This is a genomic window from Streptomyces sp. NPDC046261 (assembly GCF_040646235.1).
GTDB lineage: Bacteria > Actinomycetota > Actinomycetes > Streptomycetales > Streptomycetaceae > Streptomyces.
In genome coordinates this window covers 769,414-788,431 of record NZ_JBEYZU010000001.1, presented here as the reverse complement: position 1 = coordinate 788,431, position 19,018 = coordinate 769,414, and the positions used below count along the sequence as shown (strand labels likewise).

General features: G+C 71.4%; 19 protein-coding genes and 5 tRNA genes. 7 read left to right on the top strand and 17 right to left on the bottom strand.

Annotated elements, in window-relative coordinates; all coding sequences use genetic code 11:
- Positions 1-78 precede the first annotated feature (78 nt).
- Positions 79-312: an Lrp/AsnC ligand binding domain-containing protein gene (locus ABZ956_RS03640; RefSeq protein ID WP_360917608.1), complete on the top strand. Its 234-nt coding sequence runs from the start codon at positions 79-81 to the stop codon at positions 310-312.
- A 20-nt stretch (positions 313-332) separates the two neighbouring features.
- Positions 333-836, top strand: coding sequence for a DUF3515 domain-containing protein (locus ABZ956_RS03635; protein ID WP_361886266.1), 504 nt, complete (start codon positions 333-335; stop codon positions 834-836).
- Between the two features lie 21 nt (positions 837-857).
- Here ABZ956_RS03635 and ABZ956_RS03630 read toward each other — a convergent pair whose 3' ends face one another.
- The 3 genes from ABZ956_RS03630 to ABZ956_RS03620 are packed head-to-tail and all read right to left on the bottom strand — an operon-like array spanning position 858 to position 3,800.
- Positions 858-2,006 (bottom strand): D-alanine--D-alanine ligase family protein, encoded by a 1,149-nt coding sequence (locus ABZ956_RS03630; protein WP_361886263.1) that lies wholly within the window; start codon positions 2,004-2,006, stop codon positions 858-860.
- 34 nt (positions 2,007-2,040) lie between these two features.
- Positions 2,041-3,042: an NAD(P)H-dependent glycerol-3-phosphate dehydrogenase gene (locus tag ABZ956_RS03625; RefSeq protein ID WP_361886261.1), complete on the bottom strand. Its 1,002-nt coding sequence runs from the start codon at positions 3,040-3,042 to the stop codon at positions 2,041-2,043.
- Positions 3,039-3,800: a lysophospholipid acyltransferase family protein gene (locus ABZ956_RS03620; RefSeq protein WP_361886258.1), complete on the bottom strand. Its 762-nt coding sequence runs from the start codon at positions 3,798-3,800 to the stop codon at positions 3,039-3,041. Before ABZ956_RS03620 ends, ABZ956_RS03625 begins: the two co-directional genes overlap by 4 nt.
- Positions 3,801-3,973: 173 nt before the next feature.
- Between ABZ956_RS03620 and cofC the strand changes: the two genes are divergently transcribed.
- A complete protein-coding gene (gene cofC / locus ABZ956_RS03615) occupies positions 3,974-4,624 on the top strand; it encodes a 2-phospho-L-lactate guanylyltransferase (protein ID WP_361886255.1) in 651 nt (216 codons plus the stop codon).
- Between the two features lie 10 nt (positions 4,625-4,634).
- Positions 4,635-4,886 (top strand): hypothetical protein, encoded by a 252-nt coding sequence (locus ABZ956_RS03610; RefSeq protein WP_361886252.1) that lies wholly within the window; start codon positions 4,635-4,637, stop codon positions 4,884-4,886.
- Positions 4,887-4,973: 87 nt separating this feature from the next.
- Here ABZ956_RS03610 and ABZ956_RS03605 read toward each other — a convergent pair whose 3' ends face one another.
- From ABZ956_RS03605 to leuC, 4 genes are all read right to left on the bottom strand, one after another.
- A complete protein-coding gene (locus tag ABZ956_RS03605; RefSeq protein WP_361886249.1) occupies positions 4,974-5,663 on the bottom strand; it encodes an HU family DNA-binding protein in 690 nt (229 codons plus the stop codon).
- 123 nt (positions 5,664-5,786) lie between these two features.
- A complete protein-coding gene (locus ABZ956_RS03600) occupies positions 5,787-6,032 on the bottom strand; it encodes a hypothetical protein (RefSeq protein WP_190109960.1) in 246 nt (81 codons plus the stop codon).
- 179 nt (positions 6,033-6,211) lie between these two features.
- Positions 6,212-6,805, bottom strand: a complete 594-nt coding sequence (gene leuD / locus ABZ956_RS03595; RefSeq protein WP_361886246.1) for a 3-isopropylmalate dehydratase small subunit — start codon at positions 6,803-6,805, stop codon at positions 6,212-6,214.
- A gap of 5 nt (positions 6,806-6,810) precedes the next feature.
- Positions 6,811-8,253: a 3-isopropylmalate dehydratase large subunit gene (leuC, locus tag ABZ956_RS03590; protein ID WP_361886243.1), complete on the bottom strand. Its 1,443-nt coding sequence runs from the start codon at positions 8,251-8,253 to the stop codon at positions 6,811-6,813.
- 100 nt (positions 8,254-8,353) lie between these two features.
- Between leuC and ndgR the strand changes: the two genes are divergently transcribed.
- Positions 8,354-9,082, top strand: a complete 729-nt coding sequence (ndgR, locus tag ABZ956_RS03585; RefSeq protein ID WP_040889156.1) for an IclR family transcriptional regulator NdgR — start codon at positions 8,354-8,356, stop codon at positions 9,080-9,082.
- Between the two features lie 86 nt (positions 9,083-9,168).
- Here ndgR and ABZ956_RS03580 read toward each other — a convergent pair whose 3' ends face one another.
- The 10 genes from ABZ956_RS03580 to ABZ956_RS03535 all read right to left on the bottom strand — a co-directional run bounded on the left by ABZ956_RS03580 (position 9,169) and on the right by ABZ956_RS03535 (position 14,492).
- A complete protein-coding gene (locus ABZ956_RS03580) occupies positions 9,169-10,170 on the bottom strand; it encodes an MEDS domain-containing protein (RefSeq protein ID WP_361886240.1) in 1,002 nt (333 codons plus the stop codon).
- Positions 10,160-11,071, bottom strand: a complete 912-nt coding sequence (locus ABZ956_RS03575) for an MEDS domain-containing protein (RefSeq protein WP_361886237.1) — start codon at positions 11,069-11,071, stop codon at positions 10,160-10,162. Before ABZ956_RS03575 ends, ABZ956_RS03580 begins: the two co-directional genes overlap by 11 nt.
- A 155-nt stretch (positions 11,072-11,226) precedes the next feature.
- A tRNA-Glu gene (locus tag ABZ956_RS03570) sits at positions 11,227-11,302 on the bottom strand.
- A 40-nt stretch (positions 11,303-11,342) separates the two neighbouring features.
- Positions 11,343-11,414, bottom strand: a tRNA-Gln gene (locus ABZ956_RS03565).
- A 17-nt stretch (positions 11,415-11,431) separates the two neighbouring features.
- Positions 11,432-11,504, bottom strand: a tRNA-Glu gene (locus ABZ956_RS03560).
- Positions 11,505-11,546: 42 nt separating this feature from the next.
- Positions 11,547-11,619, bottom strand: a tRNA-Glu gene (locus ABZ956_RS03555).
- Positions 11,620-11,677: 58 nt separating this feature from the next.
- Positions 11,678-11,749, bottom strand: a tRNA-Gln gene (locus tag ABZ956_RS03550).
- A 198-nt stretch (positions 11,750-11,947) separates the two neighbouring features.
- Positions 11,948-13,423 carry a glutamate--tRNA ligase gene (gene gltX / locus ABZ956_RS03545; protein WP_361886234.1) on the bottom strand — a complete coding sequence of 492 codons (1,476 nt, stop codon included), beginning with the start codon at positions 13,421-13,423 and terminating at the stop codon, positions 11,948-11,950.
- On the bottom strand, positions 13,416-14,198 hold the full coding sequence (locus ABZ956_RS03540) for a fumarylacetoacetate hydrolase family protein (protein ID WP_361886231.1): 783 nt from the start codon (positions 14,196-14,198) through the stop codon (positions 13,416-13,418). The genes gltX and ABZ956_RS03540 overlap by 8 nt, the downstream gene beginning before the upstream one ends.
- A gap of 87 nt (positions 14,199-14,285) precedes the next feature.
- Complete coding sequence (locus ABZ956_RS03535) at positions 14,286-14,492, bottom strand: hypothetical protein (protein WP_361886228.1); 207 nt, start codon at positions 14,490-14,492, stop codon at positions 14,286-14,288.
- 479 nt (positions 14,493-14,971) lie between these two features.
- Here ABZ956_RS03535 and ABZ956_RS03530 point away from each other — a divergent pair, with 479 nt between their 5' ends.
- On the top strand, positions 14,972-18,499 hold the full coding sequence (locus ABZ956_RS03530) for a nitrate- and nitrite sensing domain-containing protein (protein ID WP_361886225.1): 3,528 nt from the start codon (positions 14,972-14,974) through the stop codon (positions 18,497-18,499).
- Positions 18,500-18,922: a roadblock/LC7 domain-containing protein gene (locus tag ABZ956_RS03525; protein WP_360916542.1), complete on the top strand. Its 423-nt coding sequence runs from the start codon at positions 18,500-18,502 to the stop codon at positions 18,920-18,922.
- Positions 18,923-19,018 lie beyond the last annotated feature (96 nt).

Genomic DNA, 19,018 nt, shown 5'->3' with positions numbered 1-19,018 from the left:
CTCCCCGCACCGTGCGGCGACGCGGTACCGTGGCGTCTCTTCTCCCCACATGATCCTCGAAGCCGCCCTGGAGGTTCCGTGGTACAGGCGTACATCCTGATCCAGACCGAGGTCGGCAAGGCGTCGACCGTGGCCGAAGTCATCGGCAAGATCCCGGGAGTGATCCAGGCCGAGGACGTGACGGGGCCGTACGACGTCATCGTGCGCGCCCAGGCCGACACCGTGGACGAGCTCGGCCGGATGGTGGTCGCGCAGGTCCAGAAAGTGGAGGGCATCACCCGCACGCTGACCTGCCCGGTCGTCCATATCTAGCTCCCCCGTATGCTCGGCCGGTGAAGTCTTCGCTCCGCCGGCCTCTCGGCCTGCCCTCTCTCGCCGTGCTCCTCGCGGCCGTGGCCTGTTCGGGCCCGGACGCCGGGGCGGGCCCGGCGGTGCCCACACCGCCGGAGCGGCAGGCCGCGCTCTGCCGGGCGCTGCACCAGGAGCTGCCCCGCACCGTGGGCGGGCTCGGGCGGCGTACCGTCGAGCCCGTCTCGGAGCTCACCGCCATATGGGGCGGCACCGACGGCGAACCGGCGATCTCCCTGCGCTGCGGGGTGGCCAAGCCGGAGCTGCTCAAGCGGAATCCCGCCACTGACTCGATGGACGTCAACGACGTCGGCTGGTTGCCCGAGCGGCAGCCGGACGGCAGCGTGCGCTGCACCACCGTCCGGCGTGAGGCGTGGGTGGAGGTGACGCTTCCGAAGAAGATCGTCGGGGAGGGCGGCGACCTGAGCGCGCTCACCGACCTCTCCGGCGCCGTCCTGAAGACGATCCCCGAGGGGATCATCTCCTGACGGCCCTCTCCGGCGAGGTGCTCAGCGCAGCCCCGTCGGCCGCCGCAGGGCGGCCTGGACGAGACGGTCGACCAGCTCGGGGTACTCGACACCGGTCTCCTGCCACATGCGCGGGTACATGGAGATGGGCGTGAAGCCGGGCATGGTGTTGATCTCGTTGATCACGAACTCGCCGTCCTCGGTGAGGAAGAAGTCCGCGCGGACCAGTCCCTCGCAGGAGACGGCCTCGAAGGCCTGGACGGCCAGCTCCTGCACCCGGCGCGTGTCGTCCTCGCTCAGCGGGGCGGGCACGATGCCGGAGGCGGAGTCGATGTACTTGGCCTCGAAGTCGTAGAAGTCGTGCGCGCTGACCGGGGGGATCTCGGCGGGCACGCTGGCGCGCGGGCCGTCCTCGAACTCGAGCACGCCGCACTCGATCTCGCGGCCGCGCAGCAACGATTCGACCAGGATCTTCGGGTCGTGGCGGCGGGCCTCGGCGATGGCCTCGTCCAGGCCGGAGACGTCGTCGACCTTGGTGATGCCCATGGAGGAACCGGCGCGGGCGGGCTTCACGAACAGCGGCCAGCCGTGCTCGCCGGCGAAGGCCACGATCTTCTCGCGGGCGGCGGCCGGATCGGTGTCCCACTCGCGGGGCCGGATCACCTCGTACGGGCCGACGGGCAGCCCGTAGGAGATGAAGACCCGCTTCATGTACTCCTTGTCCTGGCCGACGGCGGAGGCGAGGACGCCCGCGCCGACGTAGGGGAGGCCGGCCAGGTCCAGCATGCCCTGGAGGGTGCCGTCCTCGCCGTAGGGGCCGTGCAGCACGGGGAAGACGACGTCGACCTCGCCCAGCGCCTTGGGGACGGCGCCCGGCTCGGTGTAGACGACCTCGCGGCTGGCGGGGTCGACGGGCAGGACCACGCCGCCCTCCGCCGAGTCGGTGAGCTGCTCGACGCTGGGCAGCGTGCGCCCGGCGATCGTCATCCGCTCGGGGTCGTCGGCGGTGAGTACCCAACGGCCGTCGGTGGTAATGCCGATCGGCAGCACGTCGTACTTGCTGCGGTCGATGGCGCGCAGCACGGCGCCTGCGGTGACCACGGAGATGGCGTGCTCGGAACTGCGGCCGCCGAAGACGACCGCGACACGCGGCTTCCGGTCAGGGCTCTGGGGGGAGTTCTCGCTGCTCATAACGCGTCGAGAGTACCTGGTGGCAGGAGGTGCGTCAGTGCCGCTCGGGCTTGGCGCTGCGTGACATGAGTTCCTTGAGGGCCACCATGGGCGGCTTGCCCTCGTGGACGATGTCCACCACGGTCTCGGTGATCGGCATGTCGACATGGTGACGTCGGGCCAGATCGAGCACGCTCTCACAGGACTTGACGCCCTCGGCGGTCTGCTTGGTGACCGCGATGGTCTCCTCCAGGGTCATGCCACGGCCGAGGCTGGCGCCGAAGGTGCGGTTGCGGGAGAGCGGCGAGGCGCAGGTGGCCACGAGGTCGCCCATGCCCGCGAGGCCGGCGAAGGTGTGCGCGTCGGCGCCCATGGCCAGGCCCAGCCGGGTGGTCTCGGCCAGGCCGCGGGTGATGAGGGACGCCTTGGCGTTGTCGCCCAGTCCCATGCCGTCGGCGATGCCCACGGCCAGGGCGATGACGTTCTTCACGGCGCCGCCCAGTTCGCAGCCGACCACGTCGGTGTTGGTGTACGGGCGGAAGTACGCGGTGTGGCAGGCGGCCTGGAGGCGCTTGGCGACGGACTCGTCGTGGCAGGCGACGACGGCGGCGGCGGGCTGCCGGGCGGCGATCTCCTTGGCGAGGTTGGGGCCGGTCAGGACGGCGACCCGGTCCGGGGAGACCTTGGCGACCTCCTCGACGACCTCGCTCATCCGCTTGGCCGTGCCCAGTTCGATGCCCTTCATCAGGGAGACCAGCACGGTGTCGGCGGCCAGCAGGGGCGCCCACCGGGTGAGGTTCTGGCGCAGGGTCTGGGAGGGGACGGCCAGCACGGTGAAGGCCGCGTCGCGCGCCGCCTCGGCGGGGTCGGTGGTCGCGCGCACCGAGGCGGGGAGCTCGACGCCGGGGAGGTAGTCGGGGTTGGTGCGGCCGGTGTTGATGGCGTCCACGAGGGCGGCGCGGCGGCCCCACATGGTGACCTCGCAGCCCGCGTCGGCGAGGATCATCGCGAAGGCGGTGCCCCAGGAACCGGTGCCGTATACGGCGCAACGCGTCACTTGCTGTCCTCCTGCGGCCGCTCGCGGCGGTGGTTGCGGACCGCGGCGCGGGCCTTCTTGAGGGTGTACGGCTCGGCGGGGGCCGGCTCGCCGCGGAGTTCGGCGAGCAGCTCCGTGATGGCCTTCATGATGACGTCGGTCGCCTCGCGCAGGACCTCGCCGGTGGGTTCCTTGCCGTAGTAGGCGGAGAGGTCCACGGGCGGGCCGGCCAGGACCCGCAGGGTCTTGCGGGGGAAGAGCCGCAGCTTCTTCTCCTTGGCGTAGGGCGGCATGGCCTCGTTGGCGCCCCACTGGGCGACGGGGATGACCGGGGCCTTGGTCAGCAGGGCGACGCGGGCGGCGCCCGTCTTGCCCTCCATGGGCCACATGTCCGGGTCGCGGGTGAGGGTGCCCTCGGGGTAGAAGGCCACGCATTCGCCCTTGTTGATGGCGTCCACCGCGGCCCGGAAGGCATTGGCGGCGTCGGTGCTCTCGCGGTAGACGGGAATCTGCCCGGTGCCGCGCAGCACCGCGCCGACGAAGCTGCCCTTGAAGAGGGCGGCCTTGGCGAGGAAACGCGGGACCCGGCCGGTGTTGTACTGGAAGTGGGCGTACGACAGCGGGTCGAGGTAGGAGTTGTGGTTGACCGCGGTGATGAATCCGCCGTCGGCCGGAATGTGCTCCATTCCGCGCCAGTCCCGCTTGAACAGAACCACGAGCGGCGGTTTTGCCAACACCGCCGTAAAGCGGTACCAGAAGCCGATTCTGTGGCGGGACACTCGGACACCCTTCTGTTGGGACCTGAAGCTGCTTCGGGCGTGCTGCTCACCCGGGGGCCGGACAAGTGTCGCCCCAGGTACCCGGTCTGTCGAGAACACCGTAACCCCGCCGCTCCGCGCCCGGTCGCGGCAGCGGGTGACAATGGGCCGGGTACGAGAGGGAGGGGGCGGATGTGCTCTGGACGCTGGTGGTGCCGCTGAAGCCGCTGGCCGTGGCCAAGAGCCGCCTCACGGCGGGGGCCGGCCGGCTGCCGGGGCCGGTGCTCGCGCTCGCCTTCGCCCAGGACACGGTGCGGGCGGCGCTGGCCTGTGGGCGCGTGCGGGATGTGGCGGTCGTCACGGCGGACCCGCTGGCGGCCGCGGAGGTGGCCGCGCTGGGCGCCCGGGTGCTGGCCGAGCCGCCCGGGGACGGCGGTCTGAACGCGGCGCTGGCGCACGCTGCCCGCGCGGTACGGGCCCACCGGCCGCATTCGGCGGTGGCCACCCTCAACGCGGATCTGCCGGCGCTGCGCCCGGCGGAACTCGGGCGGGTGCTCGATTCCGCCGCCGAATTCCCCCGCGCTTTTCTCGCGGATGCCGCCGGAATCGGTACGACGCTGCTGGCCGCGGCCCCGGGAATGGAATTGGCTCCGGCGTTCGAGGGGCGTTCGCGCGCCCGTCACAGCGCTTCGGGAGCCCGCGAGATCACCGTGGCGGACGTGGATTCCGTGCGCCGGGACGTGGACACGGAAGAGGATTTGCGGGCCGCTCTCGCGCTGGGCGTGGGGCCCCGCACGGCGGCCGTCGCGGCCCGTGTGCCGCCGGCCGGGCGGGTGGCCGACTAGGCTGCTGGCCATGCAGGCCACCGCGTACACCTTCGATCCTTCGACCCGCTCCGGGAGCGTTCTCCTGGACGACGGCACGCCCGTGCCCTTCGACGGGGCGGCGTTCGACGCCGGCGGGCTGCGGCTGCTGCGGCCCGGGCAGCGGGTGCGGATCGAGTTCGCGGCGCCCGAGGGGAGCGCGCGGGGCGAGGGGGGCGTCGCGGACGCCGCGGGGCCGGTGGCGGGGCGCCGCATCACCCTGGTGACGCTGCAGACCTTCTGACGACGGGCCCCACGGGGCCGTACGCACCGCGGGCCGGGCTCCCCGAAGGGAGCCCGGCCCGGCGCGTTACGCCGTACGTTCGCTGCCTTACTTCTTCTTGGCGGCGGTCTTCTTGGCGGTGGTCTTGCGCGCGGTGGTCTTGCGGGCCGGGGCCTTGGTGGCGGCGGCCTTCTTGGCGGGAGCGGTCTTCTTCGCGGCCGCGGTCTTCTTGACCGCCGCGGCCTTCTTCGCCGGGGTCGCCTTCTTCGCGGCGGCGGCCTTGGTCGCCGGAGCCGCCTTCTTGGCGGGCGCCGCCTTCTTCGCGGTCGTCGCCTTCTTGGCGGCGGTCGTCTTCTTCGCGGCCGCTGCCTTCGTCGGCGCCGCCTTCTTGGCGGTGACCTTCTTCGCGGCCGCCTTCTTGGCGGTGGCCTTCTTGGCCGCGGCCTTGGCGGTGACCTTGCCACCCGTCAGGCTGCCCTTGGGCGCCTTCTTGACGGAGACCTCGCCGCCCTTCGGCAGCTTCTTCGAGCCGCTCACCAGGTCCTTGAAGCCCTGGCCCGCACGGAAGCGCGGCACCGAGGTCTTCTTGACCCGAACCCGCTCACCCGTCTGCGGGTTACGGGCGTAGCGGGCGGGACGGTCGACCTTCTCGAACGAGCCGAAACCGGTGACCGAGACACGGTCACCGGCGACAACCGCGCGGACGATCGCGTCGAGTACCGCGTCGACCGCGTCTGCGGCCTGCTGACGGCCACCGAGCTTGTCGGCAATCGCTTCAACGAGCTGCGCCTTGTTCACGTCTTCCCCTTCGGAGACATTGGCTGGAATGTGCTCCAGCTTTTTCGCACGTTAGGCAGATATATACCGCAAATCAAACACGAAACGGTCTAATCACCCTTGTGCCGCAACGAACTCGACCCATCACGGAGTTCCGTCGGTGTCGGGCTCTTGGGGGAAACGGCCCTCGTCGAGGTCGTTCATCAGCCGGTCCAGACGCCTTGCCGCGCCTGAGAGATCGTGCTTCGCCGAGGCCGTGATGGCCAGCAGCTGCCGGGACAGCGCCATCCGTACGCCCTCCGGGACTTGCAGTGCGCGCACCCTTGTGTGCGCTTCCTTCAGTTGGTCGGCGACGAGCCGGTAAAGCTCGAGTTGGCTGTCGCGTTCCATGCACCGATTGTGCCATCTGAGGCGAGTTGTCGCTTCACGGGCCCTCAACAATGCAACGCGCCCCCTGTCCGAAGACAGGGGGCGCATCATGCCAAACCCTGGGTGAGCAGCGAAAATCCGGGGGCGCTCGCAGCGGCTCGAAGCCGTCCGACACTGGGCCAAACGAGCCGGAATCGGTCTCAGATCCGGGCCGTGGAGGGCTTGTACGAGGGCCTTCCGGCCTCGAACGCGGCAATGTCGGCCTCGTGCCGGAGGGTCAGACCGATGTCGTCCAGGCCCTCCAGGAGTCGCCACCGGGCGTTCTCGTCAAGCTCAAAATCGGCCGTGATGCCCTCGGCCCGTACCTGCCGGTCCACGAGATCCACCGTCACCTCCGCGGTGGGGTCGGCCTCGGTGAGCTTCCAGAGCGCCTCGACGGTCTCCTGCGGCAGGACCACCGTGAGCAGCCCGTTCTTGAGCGAGTTACCGCGGAAGATGTCGGCGAAGCGGGACGAGACGACGGTTTTGAAGCCGTAGTTCTGCAGCGCCCAGACCGCGTGCTCGCGGGAGGAGCCGGTGCCGAAGTCGGGGCCGGCGACCAGGACGGTGGCGCCCGCCCGCTCGGGGCGGTTGAGGACGAACTCCTCGTCCTTGCGCCAGGCCTCGAAGAGCCCGTCCTCGAAGCCGTCGCGGGTGACCTTCTTCAGCCAGTGCGCGGGGATGATCTGGTCGGTGTCGACATTGCTCCGGCGCAGCGGGACGGCCCGGCCGGTGTGCGTGGTGAAAGCTTCCATCGGTCTCAGACCTCCACGGTGGTGCGTACGTCGGTGGCGCCGGGCAGGCCCGGCAGGTCGGCCGGGGAGGCCAGCCGGCCCAGGACCGCGGTGGCGGCGGCGACCTGCGGGGAGACCAGGTGCGTCCGGCCGCCCTTGCCCTGCCTGCCCTCGAAGTTGCGGTTGGACGTCGACGCGGAGCGCTCGCCGGGCGCGAGTTGGTCGGGGTTCATGCCCAGGCACATGGAGCAGCCCGCGTGCCGCCACTCGGCGCCGGCCGCGGTGAACACCTTGTCCAGCCCTTCCTCGACGGCCTGCAGGGCCACCCGGACGGAGCCGGGGACCACCAGCATCCGGACGCCGTCGGCGACCTCGCGGCCCTCGACGACCGAGGCCGCGGCGCGCAGGTCCTCGATCCGGCCGTTGGTGCACGAGCCCACGAAGACGGTGTCCACGCGGATGTCGCGCAGCGCCTGACCTGCCGTCAACCCCATGTACTCCAGGGCCTTTTCGGCGGCGAGCCGCTCGGAGGGATCGGAGTACGAAGCCGGGTCGGGGACCGCCGAGGACAGCGGCGCGCCCTGGCCCGGGTTGGTGCCCCAGGTGACGAACGGGGACAGCTCGGTGGCGTCGATGACCACCTCGCGGTCGAAGACGGCGTCGTCGTCGGTGCGCAGGGTGCGCCAGTAGGCGACGGCCGCGTCCCAGTCGGCACCGCTGGGCGCGTGGGGGCGGCCCTGGAGATAGGCGAAGGTGGTCTCGTCGGGGGCGATCATGCCGGCCCGGGCGCCCGCCTCGATGGACATGTTGCAGACGGTCATCCGGGCTTCCATCGAGAGCTTCTCGATGGCGGAGCCGCGGTACTCGATGACGTAGCCCTGGCCGCCCCCGGTGCCGATCCTGGCGATGATCGCCAGGATCAGGTCCTTGGCCGTGACGCCGTCCGGCAGCTCGCCCTCGACGGTGATGGCCATGGTCTTGAAGGGGGACAGCGGCAGCGTCTGGGTGGCCAGCACGTGCTCCACCTGGCTGGTGCCGATGCCGAAGGCCAGCGCGCCGAAGGCGCCGTGGGTGGAGGTGTGGCTGTCGCCGCAGACGACGGTGGTGCCGGGCTGGGTGAGGCCCAGCTGCGGTCCCACGACGTGGACGACGCCCTGCTCGACGTCGCCCAGCGGGTGCAGCCGCACGCCGAACTCGGCGCAGTTGCGGCGCAGCGTCTCCAGCTGGGTGCGGGAGACGGGGTCCGCGATGGGCTTGTCGATGTCGAGGGTGGGGGTGTTGTGGTCCTCGGTGGCGATGGTCAGGTCCAGCCGGCGGACCGGACGGCCCGCTTTGCGCAGGCCGTCGAAGGCCTGCGGGCTGGTGACCTCGTGGAGCAGGTGCAGGTCGATGTAGAGGAGGTCGGGCTCGCCTTCGGCGCGCGTGACGACGTGGTCGTCCCAGACCTTCTCCGCGAGTGTCCGTCCCATCGCTGTCTCTCCTGTGAGCTGGGGGCTGTCCGTTCCAGGTTGGCGCTTCCCGGGAAAAATTGAACTTGCGTTTCACAGTGTGAGACGCAAGTATCGTTGCATGGACAACTCTGGTGGCGCCTCGAGTGGTGTGGGCGTTCTCGACAAGGCGGCTCTGGTACTGAGCGCTCTGGAGTCCGGTCCGGCGACCCTCGCCGGGCTGGTCACGGCGACCGGACTGGCGCGTCCGACGGCGCACCGGCTCGCGGTGGCCCTGGAGCACCACCGGATGGTGGCGCGCGACATGCAGGGCCGTTTCATCCTCGGCCCCCGGCTCAGCGAGCTGGCCGCGGCGGCGGGCGAGGACAGGCTGCTGGCCACGGCCGGCCCGGTCCTGACCCACCTGCGGGACGTGACGGGCGAGAGCGCGCAGCTCTACCGGCGCCAGGGCGACATGCGCATCTGTGTGGCTGCGGCCGAGCGGCTGTCCGGATTGCGGGACACCGTGCCGGTGGGCTCCACGCTGCCGATGAAGGCCGGCTCGGCGGCCCAGGTCCTCATGGCCTGGGAGGAGCCCGAGCGGCTGCACCGCGGCCTGCAGGGCGCGCGCTTCACGGCCACCGCGCTCTCGGGCGTACGGCGCCGGGGCTGGGCCCAGTCCATCGGCGAGCGCGAGCCGGGCGTGGCGTCGGTGTCGGCGCCGGTGCGGGGGCCCTCGAACCGGGTGGTGGCGGCCGTGTCCGTCTCGGGCCCGATCGAGCGCCTGACCCGGCACCCGGGGCGCATGCACGCCCAGGCGGTGCTGGACGCGGCGGTACGCCTGACGGAGGCCCTGCGCCGCAACGGCTGAGGGGGAACATCCAGCCCGTCTGGGGGCACCTCCCAGCGGTAGCTGGGGGAGCTTGAGGACCGGGGGTCCGGGGGCGGAGCCCCCGGTTACGGGAAGGGGCGGGGTGGGGGAAGTCTCTCCGCGTCCCTGGGCCCGGCCACGCGCAGCATGAGGCGGGTCAGCGGGCCCCTCGCCCGGACGTCCAGGGACTCGCTCAGCGACCGGGCCAGCCACAGGCCGTCCTCCGGCCCGGCCGCATCCCCCGGCGGCCGGAACCCCGCGAACACCGGCACCGCCTCCGCGGCGCCCCGCGGCCGGGTCCGTACCAGCTCGTACGCCACGGCACCCGGCTCCTCCCAGGCCCGCAGGGCCACCCGGGAGTCCCCGGTGGCCAGCAGATAGCCCGCGGCCTCGCAGACGGCCAGCACGGCCAGGGCCAGCCGCTCGCCGGTCAGGCCCGCCGCGGCGGCCCGCTCGCGGGCGAAGCGCCGGACGTCGGCGGCCGAGGCCGTCGGGCCCGTCCGGGCGGCGCCGGGCGGTGCGGGAGCGCGCGGCAGCGGCACCCCGGCCGCGTACGTCGCGGGGTCGGCGTAGGCGGCGCAGGGGATCAGCCGCTCGCCGTCCAGCCGCGCGGGATGCGTGGCGCAGGCGGCCTGGGCCACGTCCTGGGGCACGGTCCTGGTGTCGTACGGGCAGATCATCCACACCGGCAGGCCGGCCAGCAGCACGTTGAGCCCGGATTCCATCCGCTTCCACTCGGCGACCTGGCGGGCCGACTTCCCACCCCACACCGGCTCGGCGATCATGCGGGTCCGGCGTCCGGGCCGGGCGCGGTGGTCGTGGTAGCGCAGGAAGGCGGAGACCCGCTCCACCGGGCGGCGGCCGAAGTAGGCGGTCTCGGCCGTGTCCAGCCCATGGGCCCCCTCCCCCAGGGCGCCGCGCAGCAGTTCGATGTTGGCGGGCGTCGTCGCGGCCAGCACGGGCTCCCCCGCGGCCAGCCCCGCCCGGGCGAACGGCACCGCCATCGCCAGGAACTCCTCGTCGGTGCCGTACAGGCAGGCGTGGTGGACGAAGCCGCCTGTGTCGGCGGGGAGGTCCTCAGCAGGCATGCACGTCCCCCAGCCGGAGCCCTGGCGTACGGTCCCAGCCGACGAGGGTGATGACCTGCCTCAGGTGCGGCGGCAGCCCGCTGAGCTCGACGGTGGCGTGCCGGGCGGCACGGGCCCGGGCGAAGGTCATCAGCAGCCGCAGGCCGCCCAGGTCCAGGAACTCCACCCGCGACATCTCCAGGCGGACGTCGCCGCGCACGGCCGCCACCGAGCGCAGGGCGTCCCGCAGCCGCCGGTGCGCGTCGGCGTCCACCACGCCTTCGATCCGCAGCCCCTGCGGGCGGTAGGTGCGCGCGACGACCAGCTCGGCCGTACGGATGAGGGGGTCCGCCTCGACGCTCCCGGCGTGCACGGACGCGAAGGCGTCCAGGGCGGCGGGCTCGCAGCGGCGGATGTCGTACTGGCATACGGCCAGCGCGCCGCTGGAGCTGAACTCTTCCGCCAGCAGTGCCTCGTACCGCAGCAGCCGGGCGACCCCGGGGGCGCCGAAGGCGCTGTCCTCCCCGTGCAGGGCCGCGCACAGGTCGCCGGCGACCCGCAGCGCCCGGTAGCCCTCCTCGCGGGAGCGCTCGGCGGCGCTGCGCAGCCTGCGCAGCAGCGCGGCGGGCTCCAATTGGCCCTGTTCCGAGAGGAATTCGGCCAGTCGCACGACCTCCACGCGGCCGGTCAGGCCGCAGAGCACGCTCGTGAGCCGGCATTCCTCCCACAGGGCGCCGGGGCCGGCGGGGTCCTCCGCGCCGCTCAGGTAGAGGATCTTGTCCTCGGCGTCCAGCCCGCCGAGGACGAAGTCCCGGAGGATCGATGCCCGCTCCTCGTCGGATTCGAAGAGCAGGCACGCGTGGTCGCCGGGTCGCAGATCACCGACGTGGACCCGGCGGCGCACGCCGTTGGGATGGACCATGCGGGGATTATCCCGCCGCCCCGGAGAGGGGGGAAGGAGGCATGAAAGCCCCGGAACCTCGGGGCCTCGGGTCCTGGGAACCCAAAAACGCGGCAACCTGAAAGCACGGCAACATGAAAAAATGCCCTCCGCCGAAGCGAAAGGCATTCTTCCTGTGGTACCCCCGACCGGATTCGAACCGGCGCTACCGCCTTGAGAGGGCGGCGTGCTAGGCCGCTACACAACGGGGGCCTGCTTTTGTTCTCTTTGCAGACTCGAAAAGCAATCTGCGCTGGGCTACCAGGACTCGAACCTAGACTAAATGAACCAGAATCACTCGTGCTGCCAATTACACCATAGCCCATGGTGGTTTTAAACCAGTACCCCCGACCGGATTCGAACCGGCGCTACCGCCTTGAGAGGGCGGCGTGCTAGGCCGCTACACAACGGGGGCCCTAGCGATTCCCTTTCAGGGCGAACCCTGTTCGGAAATCAGTACCCCCGACCGGATTCGAACCGGCGCTACCGCCTTGAGAGGGCGGCGTGCTAGGCCGCTACACAACGGGGGCTTGCACTTCGCTTTTGCTTCGTAAGTTTATCAAGAGAATTCGAAGCGATTTTCTCTTGCTGGGGTACCAGGACTCGAACCTAGACTAAGTGAACCAGAATCACTCGTGCTGCCAATTACACCATACCCCACCGTAACTTCACCCCCCGGAAGGGGCTTTGTCCGGCTCGCGCCTCCCGCTCCGGCCTCTCGGCCCTCTCGGGCGGCGCAGGAAGAACATTACCCGAAGGTGGACTGGGGTCCAAAATCGATAGGCCCTTCGCGCAAGCGCGAGGGGCCCGGCGGCCCTCAGCGGGCTGCCGGGCCCCTTGGGGCGGGTGTGACGGGCGTCAGGCCGTGAGCTTGGCCAGGGCGGCGTCCACGCGGGTCAGGGTGCGCTCGCGGCCGAGCACTTCGAGGGACTCGAAGAGCGGGAGGCCGACGGTGCGGCCGGTGACGGCCACCCGGACCGGGGCCTGGGCCTTGCCGAGCTTGAGGCCGTGCTCCTCGCCCGCGGCGACGACGGCGGCCTTGAGGGCGTCCGCGTTCCACTCCGCCGCCGCCAGCTTCTCCCTGGCGGTGCGCAGCAGCGCGTCCGAGCCCTCCTTCATGGCCTTCGCCCAGGACGCCTCGTCCTCGACGGGCTCGTCCAGGAAGAGGAAGTCGACATTGGCGGTGATGTCGGACAGGACGGTCAGGCGGGTCTGGGCGTGCGGGGCGATCGCCTCCCAGGCGGCCTGGTCGAACTTCTCCGGCGCCCAGTTGGCGTGCGGGGCCTTCAGCCAGGGCCCGCAGGCGTCGATGAACGCCTTCGGGTCGAGCCGGCGGATGTGGTCGGCGTTGATCGCCTCGCACTTCTTGAGGTCGAAACGGGCCGGGTTGGCGTTGACGTCCGCGACGTCGAAGGCGGCGACCATCTCGTCCATCGTGAAGATGTCCTGGTCGGCCGAGAGGGACCAGCCGAGCAGGGAGAGGTAGTTGAGCAGCCCGTCGCGCAGGAAGCCGCGCTCCCGGTAGAGGTTCAGGGAGGACTGCGGGTCGCGCTTGGAGAGCTTCTTGTTGCCCTCGCCCATGACGTACGGCAGGTGGCCGAAGGCCGGGGTGGTGCCGTTGCCGACGCCGATCTCCGCGAGCGCCCGGTAGAGGGCGATCTGGCGCGGGGTGGAGGAGAGCAGGTCCTCGCCGCGCAGGACGTGGGTGATCTCCATCAGCGCGTCGTCGACGGGGTTGACGAGCGTGTAGAGCGGGGCGCCGTTGGCGCGGACGATGCCGTAGTCGGGCACGTTCTCCGGCGTGAAGGTCAGCTCGCCGCGGACCAGGTCGGTGAAGGTGACGGGCTCGTCGGGCATCCGGAAGCGGACGATCGGCTTGCGGTCCTCGCGCTCGTACTGCGCCTTCTGCTCGGCGTCGACCTCGCGGCACTTGCCGTCGTAGCCGGACGGCCGGCCGGCGGCCCGGGCGGCCTCGCGGCGCTCGTCGAGCTCCTCGGTGGTGCAGTAGCAGTAGTACGCGTGACCGGCGTCGAGCAGCTTGGCGGCGACGTCCTTGTAGAGGTCCATGCGCTGCGACTGGCGGTACGGCGCGTGGGGGCCGCCCACCTCGGGGCCCTCGTCCCAGTCCAGGCCCAGCCAGCGCATGGCGTCCAGCAGCTGCTGGTACGACTCCTCCGAGTCGCGCGCCGCGTCGGTGTCCTCGATGCGGAAGACCAGGGTGCCGCCGTGGTGGCGGGCGAACGCCCAGTTGAAGAGGGCGGTGCGGACCAGTCCCACGTGGGGGTTGCCGGTCGGCGAGGGACAGAAACGTACGCGGACGTTCGCGTTAGCCACGCTTGATCACCTTGTTGGTGAGAGTGCCGATGCCTTCGATGGTGACGGCGACCTCGTCGCCGACGTTCAGGGGTCCGACGCCGGCCGGGGTGCCGGTGAGGACGACGTCGCCGGGGAGCAGCGTCATCGCCTCGGTGATGTTGACGATCAGGTCCTCGATGGAGTGCGCCATCTCGGCCGTGCGGCCCAGCTGGCGCTGTTCGCCGTTCACGGTGCACATGATGCCGAGGTCGGCGGGGTCGAGTTCGGTCTCGATCCAGGGGCCCAGCGGGCAGGAGGTGTCGAAGCCCTTGGCACGGGCCCACTGCTTCTCGCGGCGCTGGACGTCGCGCGCGGTGACGTCGTTGGCGCAGGTGTAGCCGAGGATGACGTCCTTGACGCGCTCGCGCGGGACCTCGCGGCACATGCGGCCGATGACGACGGCGAGCTCGGCCTCGTGGTGGAGCTCGCTGGAGAAGGAGGGGTAGGCGATCGGGTCGCCGGGGCCGATGACGGCCGTGGAGGGCTTGAAGAAGGTGACGGGCCCCTCGGGGAGCTCGTTGCCCAGCTCGGCGGCGTGCTCGGCGTAGTTGCGGGCGACGGCGACGACCTTGTTGGGCAGCACGGGCGGCAGCAGCCGCACCTTGCTCAGCGGGATCTTCTGCCCCGAGCGCTCGAATTCCGCGAAGGGGTGCCCCTTGATGATGTCGAGGACGGGACCGCCCTCGGTCGAGGCGTCCCCCTCTACGACGCCGAAGGCGACGTTTCCGTCGATGGAGAACCTTGCGATGCGCACGGGAAGCTCGTGCCCCTTGTCTGAATGGCCGGAGTCTGACCACCTCAGGCTATCGCGGGGGGCGTGTGCGACCCGTGCGCGCCGGGCCTAGTCCTGGGGCGTCTGCGCCTGCGGCGCGACCATGAGAACGGTGCGGCGGGGGTTGGCCGTGACCGTCGGCAGCTCCACGGCGTGCTGCGGGCGCTCGGCGACGGCGAAGAGGCCGGTCGTCTCGACGGCCTTGAGGTGCGCGAGCGTGGTGCGGCGCGGGTTGGCGGTCTTGCGGGACGGCGTCGACGGGTTCGCAGTCTTCACGGGGGGCCTCGCGTTGTCGGTTCTTGGCGTTTTCGCCGCTGTGTAAAGGACCAGGCTAGGCGCGCCTTTCCCCTTCCGCATGCTGGACAAGTCCCGGCTTTACTGTGAGTTTGCTCACGACGCAACCGAAATATGCGGCATAACGGGCGGCCATTCCGCCTCCGCGAAACGGACATTGCAGGGCTGAATAAGACGTTCCGCTCCTGATCATGGCGACTGGGACACGCCGAGACCCCTGAGACGGACCATGTGACTCATTGCCATAAGTCCGACATAGCGCACCCAATCTTCTACCGTGCGTCACGCTTTCCCTCACCGAGCGTCACGGCCGGGAGGGCTACCCCCACCGGCCTTGTTGGGAGATCCGGCACTGTGCTGGAATTCCGGGGACCGCCAGGGGGGCACCGCGGTCCCCCCACGACTCGACACCGTCCTCCCGCTCACCCGGGGGGACGCCTGGTCCAGAGGTTGCGACGCTAGTGCAGGGACGTTTCAAGAGGGATGGCAGCGCTGCGGCGGAGCCGGAGCCGCGCGGTGCGACCGACCGCGGCACGACCGTCGGCGCGCCCGCCGAGGCAAAGAACGGCAGCGAGCCTGCCGAACAGCCCAAGGCGAAGACGAAGGGCCCCAGTGGGCCGGGCTCACGAATAGCCCTGCGCAACTGGCGAATCAGTACCCGACTGGTCTCCCTGCTCGCTCTCCCCGTCGTCGCCGCGACGACCCTGGGTGGCCTGCGTATCCAGACCTCGCTTCAGGACGTCGAGCAGCTCGACCACATGAAGCTGCTCACGGAGATGACGACCAAGGCGACCCAGCTCGCCGACGCCCTCCAGGAGGAGCGCGACAAGTCCGCCGGCCCGATCGTCGCCAACAACCCCAAGGACGACCAGGTCATCGCCCCGCGGATCAAGACCGATCAGCGGATCCAGGCCTTCCGGGAAACCACCAGCAAGGCCAAGTCGAACGACACGACGCTCGACGGTGTGCGGACGACCCTCGTCGACATCACCAAGCAGCTCGACAAGATCAAGGCCGTCCGGGAGAAGGCGTACACCGACCGCGAGTACCTCTCGCAGACGGTCAGCAACTACAACGCGCTCATCACCTCGCTGCTGTCCCTGTCCCAGGACATGGCCCAGGCCACCAGCAACAGCGAGATGATCACCTCGACCCGTGCGCTGGCGACGTTCTCCTCCGCCAAGGAGTACGCCTCCATCCAGCGTGCGGTCATCAGCGCCGCGCTCGCCAACCCCAAGGGCGCGAGCCTGAGCGCCAACGACCACCAGTACGGCAAGACGGCGCTGGAGAACGAGGAAGAGGCCCTGCGCCGCTTCACCGCCATCCGGGCCGGCGACTCCGCCGACCTGCTCAAGGCGATCAACGGTGGCGACACCAACGTCACCTCCGCGAACACCTTCGCCGAGCGGGCCTTCGGCAACACCGACGCGTTCAAGAACGAGAAGACCTCGTACCGCGACTGGTACGACCAGGACAGCGTCAAGCTCGAAGAGATGGCCAAGATCGAGCTGACCCTGCTCTCGCAGATGGAGCAGAAGGCCCAGGAGCTGCGTGAGGACGCCCAGCAGGAGGCCATCCTCAACGGTGCCCTCATCGTGCTCGTCCTCGGCATCTCGCTCGTCGGCGCCTTCGTGGTGGCCCGCTCCATGGTGCGGTCGCTGCGGCGACTGCAGGACACCGCCCAGAAGGTCGCCCAGGAGCGCCTGCCCGAGCTCGTCAAGCAGCTCTCCGAGACCGACCCGCAGGACGTCGACACCACCGTGGAGTCGGTCGGTGTGCACAGCCGGGACGAGATCGGCAAGGTGGCCGCGGCCTTCGACGAGGTGCACCACGAGGCCGTCCGTCTCGCCGCCGAGCAGGCCCTTCTGCGAGGCAACGTCAACGCGATGTTCACCAACCTCTCGCGCCGCAGCCAGGGCCTCATCCAGCGTCAGCTCTCGCTCATCTCCGAGCTCGAGAGCCGCGAGGCCGACCCGGACCAGCTCTCCTCGCTCTTCCGGCTCGACCACCTCGCGACCCGTATGCGCCGTAACGGCGAAAACCTCCTCGTCCTCGCGGGTGAGGAGCCCGGCCGCCGGTGGACCCGGCCCGTGCCGCTCGTCGACGTCCTGCGCGCCGCGGCCTCCGAGGTGGAGCAGTACGAGCGCATCGAGCTCAGCGGTGTGCCGCCGACCGAGGTCGCCGGCCGCGTGGTCAACGACCTCGTGCACCTCCTCGCCGAGCTGCTGGAGAACGCGACCTCGTTCTCCTCCCCGCAGACCAAGGTCAAGGTCACCGGTCACGCGCTGCCCGACGGGCGGGTGCTGGTCGAGATCCACGACACCGGCATCGGCCTCTCGCCCGACGACCTCGCGGCGATCAACGAGCGGCTCGCCAGCCCGCCGACCGTGGACGTCTCGGTCTCGCGACGCATGGGTCTGTTCGTGGTCGGCCGCCTGTCCCTGCGACACGGCATCCGCATCCAGCTGCGCCCGTCCGACTCGGGCGGCACCACCGCGCTCGTCATGCTGCCGGTCGACGTGGCCCAGGGCCACAAGAAGCCGGCCCCGGGCGCGGGTGGCCCCGGTGCTCCCGGCGGCGGCCCCGCCGGCAACTCCGGCCAGCCGCGCCGCCAGGCGCCGGCGGGCGCCCCGCGCGCCGCGCTGACGCCGCGCTCCGGCGCGCCGGAAGGCGGACTGCCGCAGCGCCCCGGACCGGGCTCCGGCCCCTCCGGCGGTGCCGCCGCGGGCAGCCTCTTCGACACCACCCCGCGCGGTGGCAAGGGCGGCGCCCCGGGTCTGCCGACCCGTGGCGGCGGCCCGGCCGCGGTGCCGCCCGCCGGTGGCGCCGGCCGTCCGCAGCTCCCCGCCCGCGGCGCGGGCTCCGGCCCGGCCGGCCCGAGCTGGGGCAACGACGCGCCCGCCGCCGGTGGTCCGGGCCGCAAGGGCCCGCAGCCGCAGGCTCCCGCCGACGACTGGCCGCTGGCCTCCGACGGTTCGCCGCGTGGCGGCCAGGACGCACCGCGCGGTCACGAGGACCACTCCGAGCGCGCCAACGGCTCCACCACGGGACGGTTCGCCAAGCCCACGCCGGGCGGCGGTCCGGGTGACACCGCCCAGTTCGCGCCGATCACCGACGCGACCGAGCCGCCGTCGTCGGGGACGGGCCAGTTCGCCCGGCCCGCCGACACCGGCTCCTTCGCCCGGCCCGCCGACGCGGCCCCGGCCGCGGGTCCCGGCGACACCTCCCGGTTCCCGGCGGTCCCCGCCGCGGACGAGGCGCGTGGCGACAGCGGCACCGGCCAGTTCGCGCTGCCCGCCGACGCGAGCGGCACCACCGGCCAGTTCGCCGCGCCCGCCCAGGGCGAGCCGCGGAACAGCACCACGGGCCGCTTCGAGCTGCCCGGCGGTCCGCAGTCCACGACCGGCCAGTTCGCGCAGCCGCAGTTCGGCGACGGCAGCGGCAGCGGCACCGGCCAGTTCGCGCGGCCCGAGCCGCAGGGCGACGCCCTGCCGGACGCGGGCGCCGGGGACGGCCGTACGCCGCTGTTCGACGACCTCGAGTCGCACTGGTTCCGTGGCGAGGCCCCGGCCGGCGTGCCGGAGCAGCCGGCCGACTCCGCGCGGCCGCCGCAGCGCCGTGCCCCGCTCGCCAAGCCCGCGCGGCAGGAGGCCCCGCAGGCTCCCGCCGCTCCGCAGAGCGGCCAGCAGGACCCCTGGCGCGATTCCCCCAACGACGAGCGCTGGCGCCGGGCCGAGCAGGTCCGCGAGCCGGCGGCGGGCGGCAAGACGCCGTCCGGGCTGCCGCGGCGGGTGCCGCGCGCCAACCTCGTCGAGGGAACCGCCGAGACCCAGTCCCTTCCGACCGGTCCGCAGGTCTCGCGTGCGCCCGATGACGTACGCGGCCGGCTGACCAATCTCCGCCGGGGCATCCAGCAGGGACGTCAGGCCGGCAACGGCTCGACCACCGGCAGTCACAATGTTGGCCCCACTTACCAGCAGGAGCGTTAGTTGAGTCCGATGAGCCAGGCGGCGCAGAATCTGAACTGGTTGATCACCAACTTCGTGGGCAACACCCCCGGGGTGTCCCACACGGTGGTGGTCTCCGCCGACGGGCTCCTTCTGGCGATGTCCGAAGGGTTCCCGCGGGACCGTGCCGACCAGCTGGCGGCGGTGGCCTCCGGGCTGACCTCGCTGACGGCCGGCGCGTCCCGCATCTTCGAGGGGGGCGCGGTCAACCAGACCGTGGTGGAGATGGAGCGGGGGTTCCTCTTCATCATGTCCGTCTCCGACGGATCCTCCCTGGCCGTGCTGGCGCACCCCGAGTGCGACATCGGCCTCGTGGGCTACGAGATGGCCCTCCTGGTCGACCGTGCGGGCAACGTCCTCACGCCCGAGCTGCGGTCCGAGCTCCAGGGCAGCCTGCTGAACTGACCACCGCACACCGCAGATCCCGTCCGACCGTACGGCCGAAAACCCCCCACCGGCCCCCGCTCGACGGCATTATTGCCTTCCTGCTGTCCCGTCCGG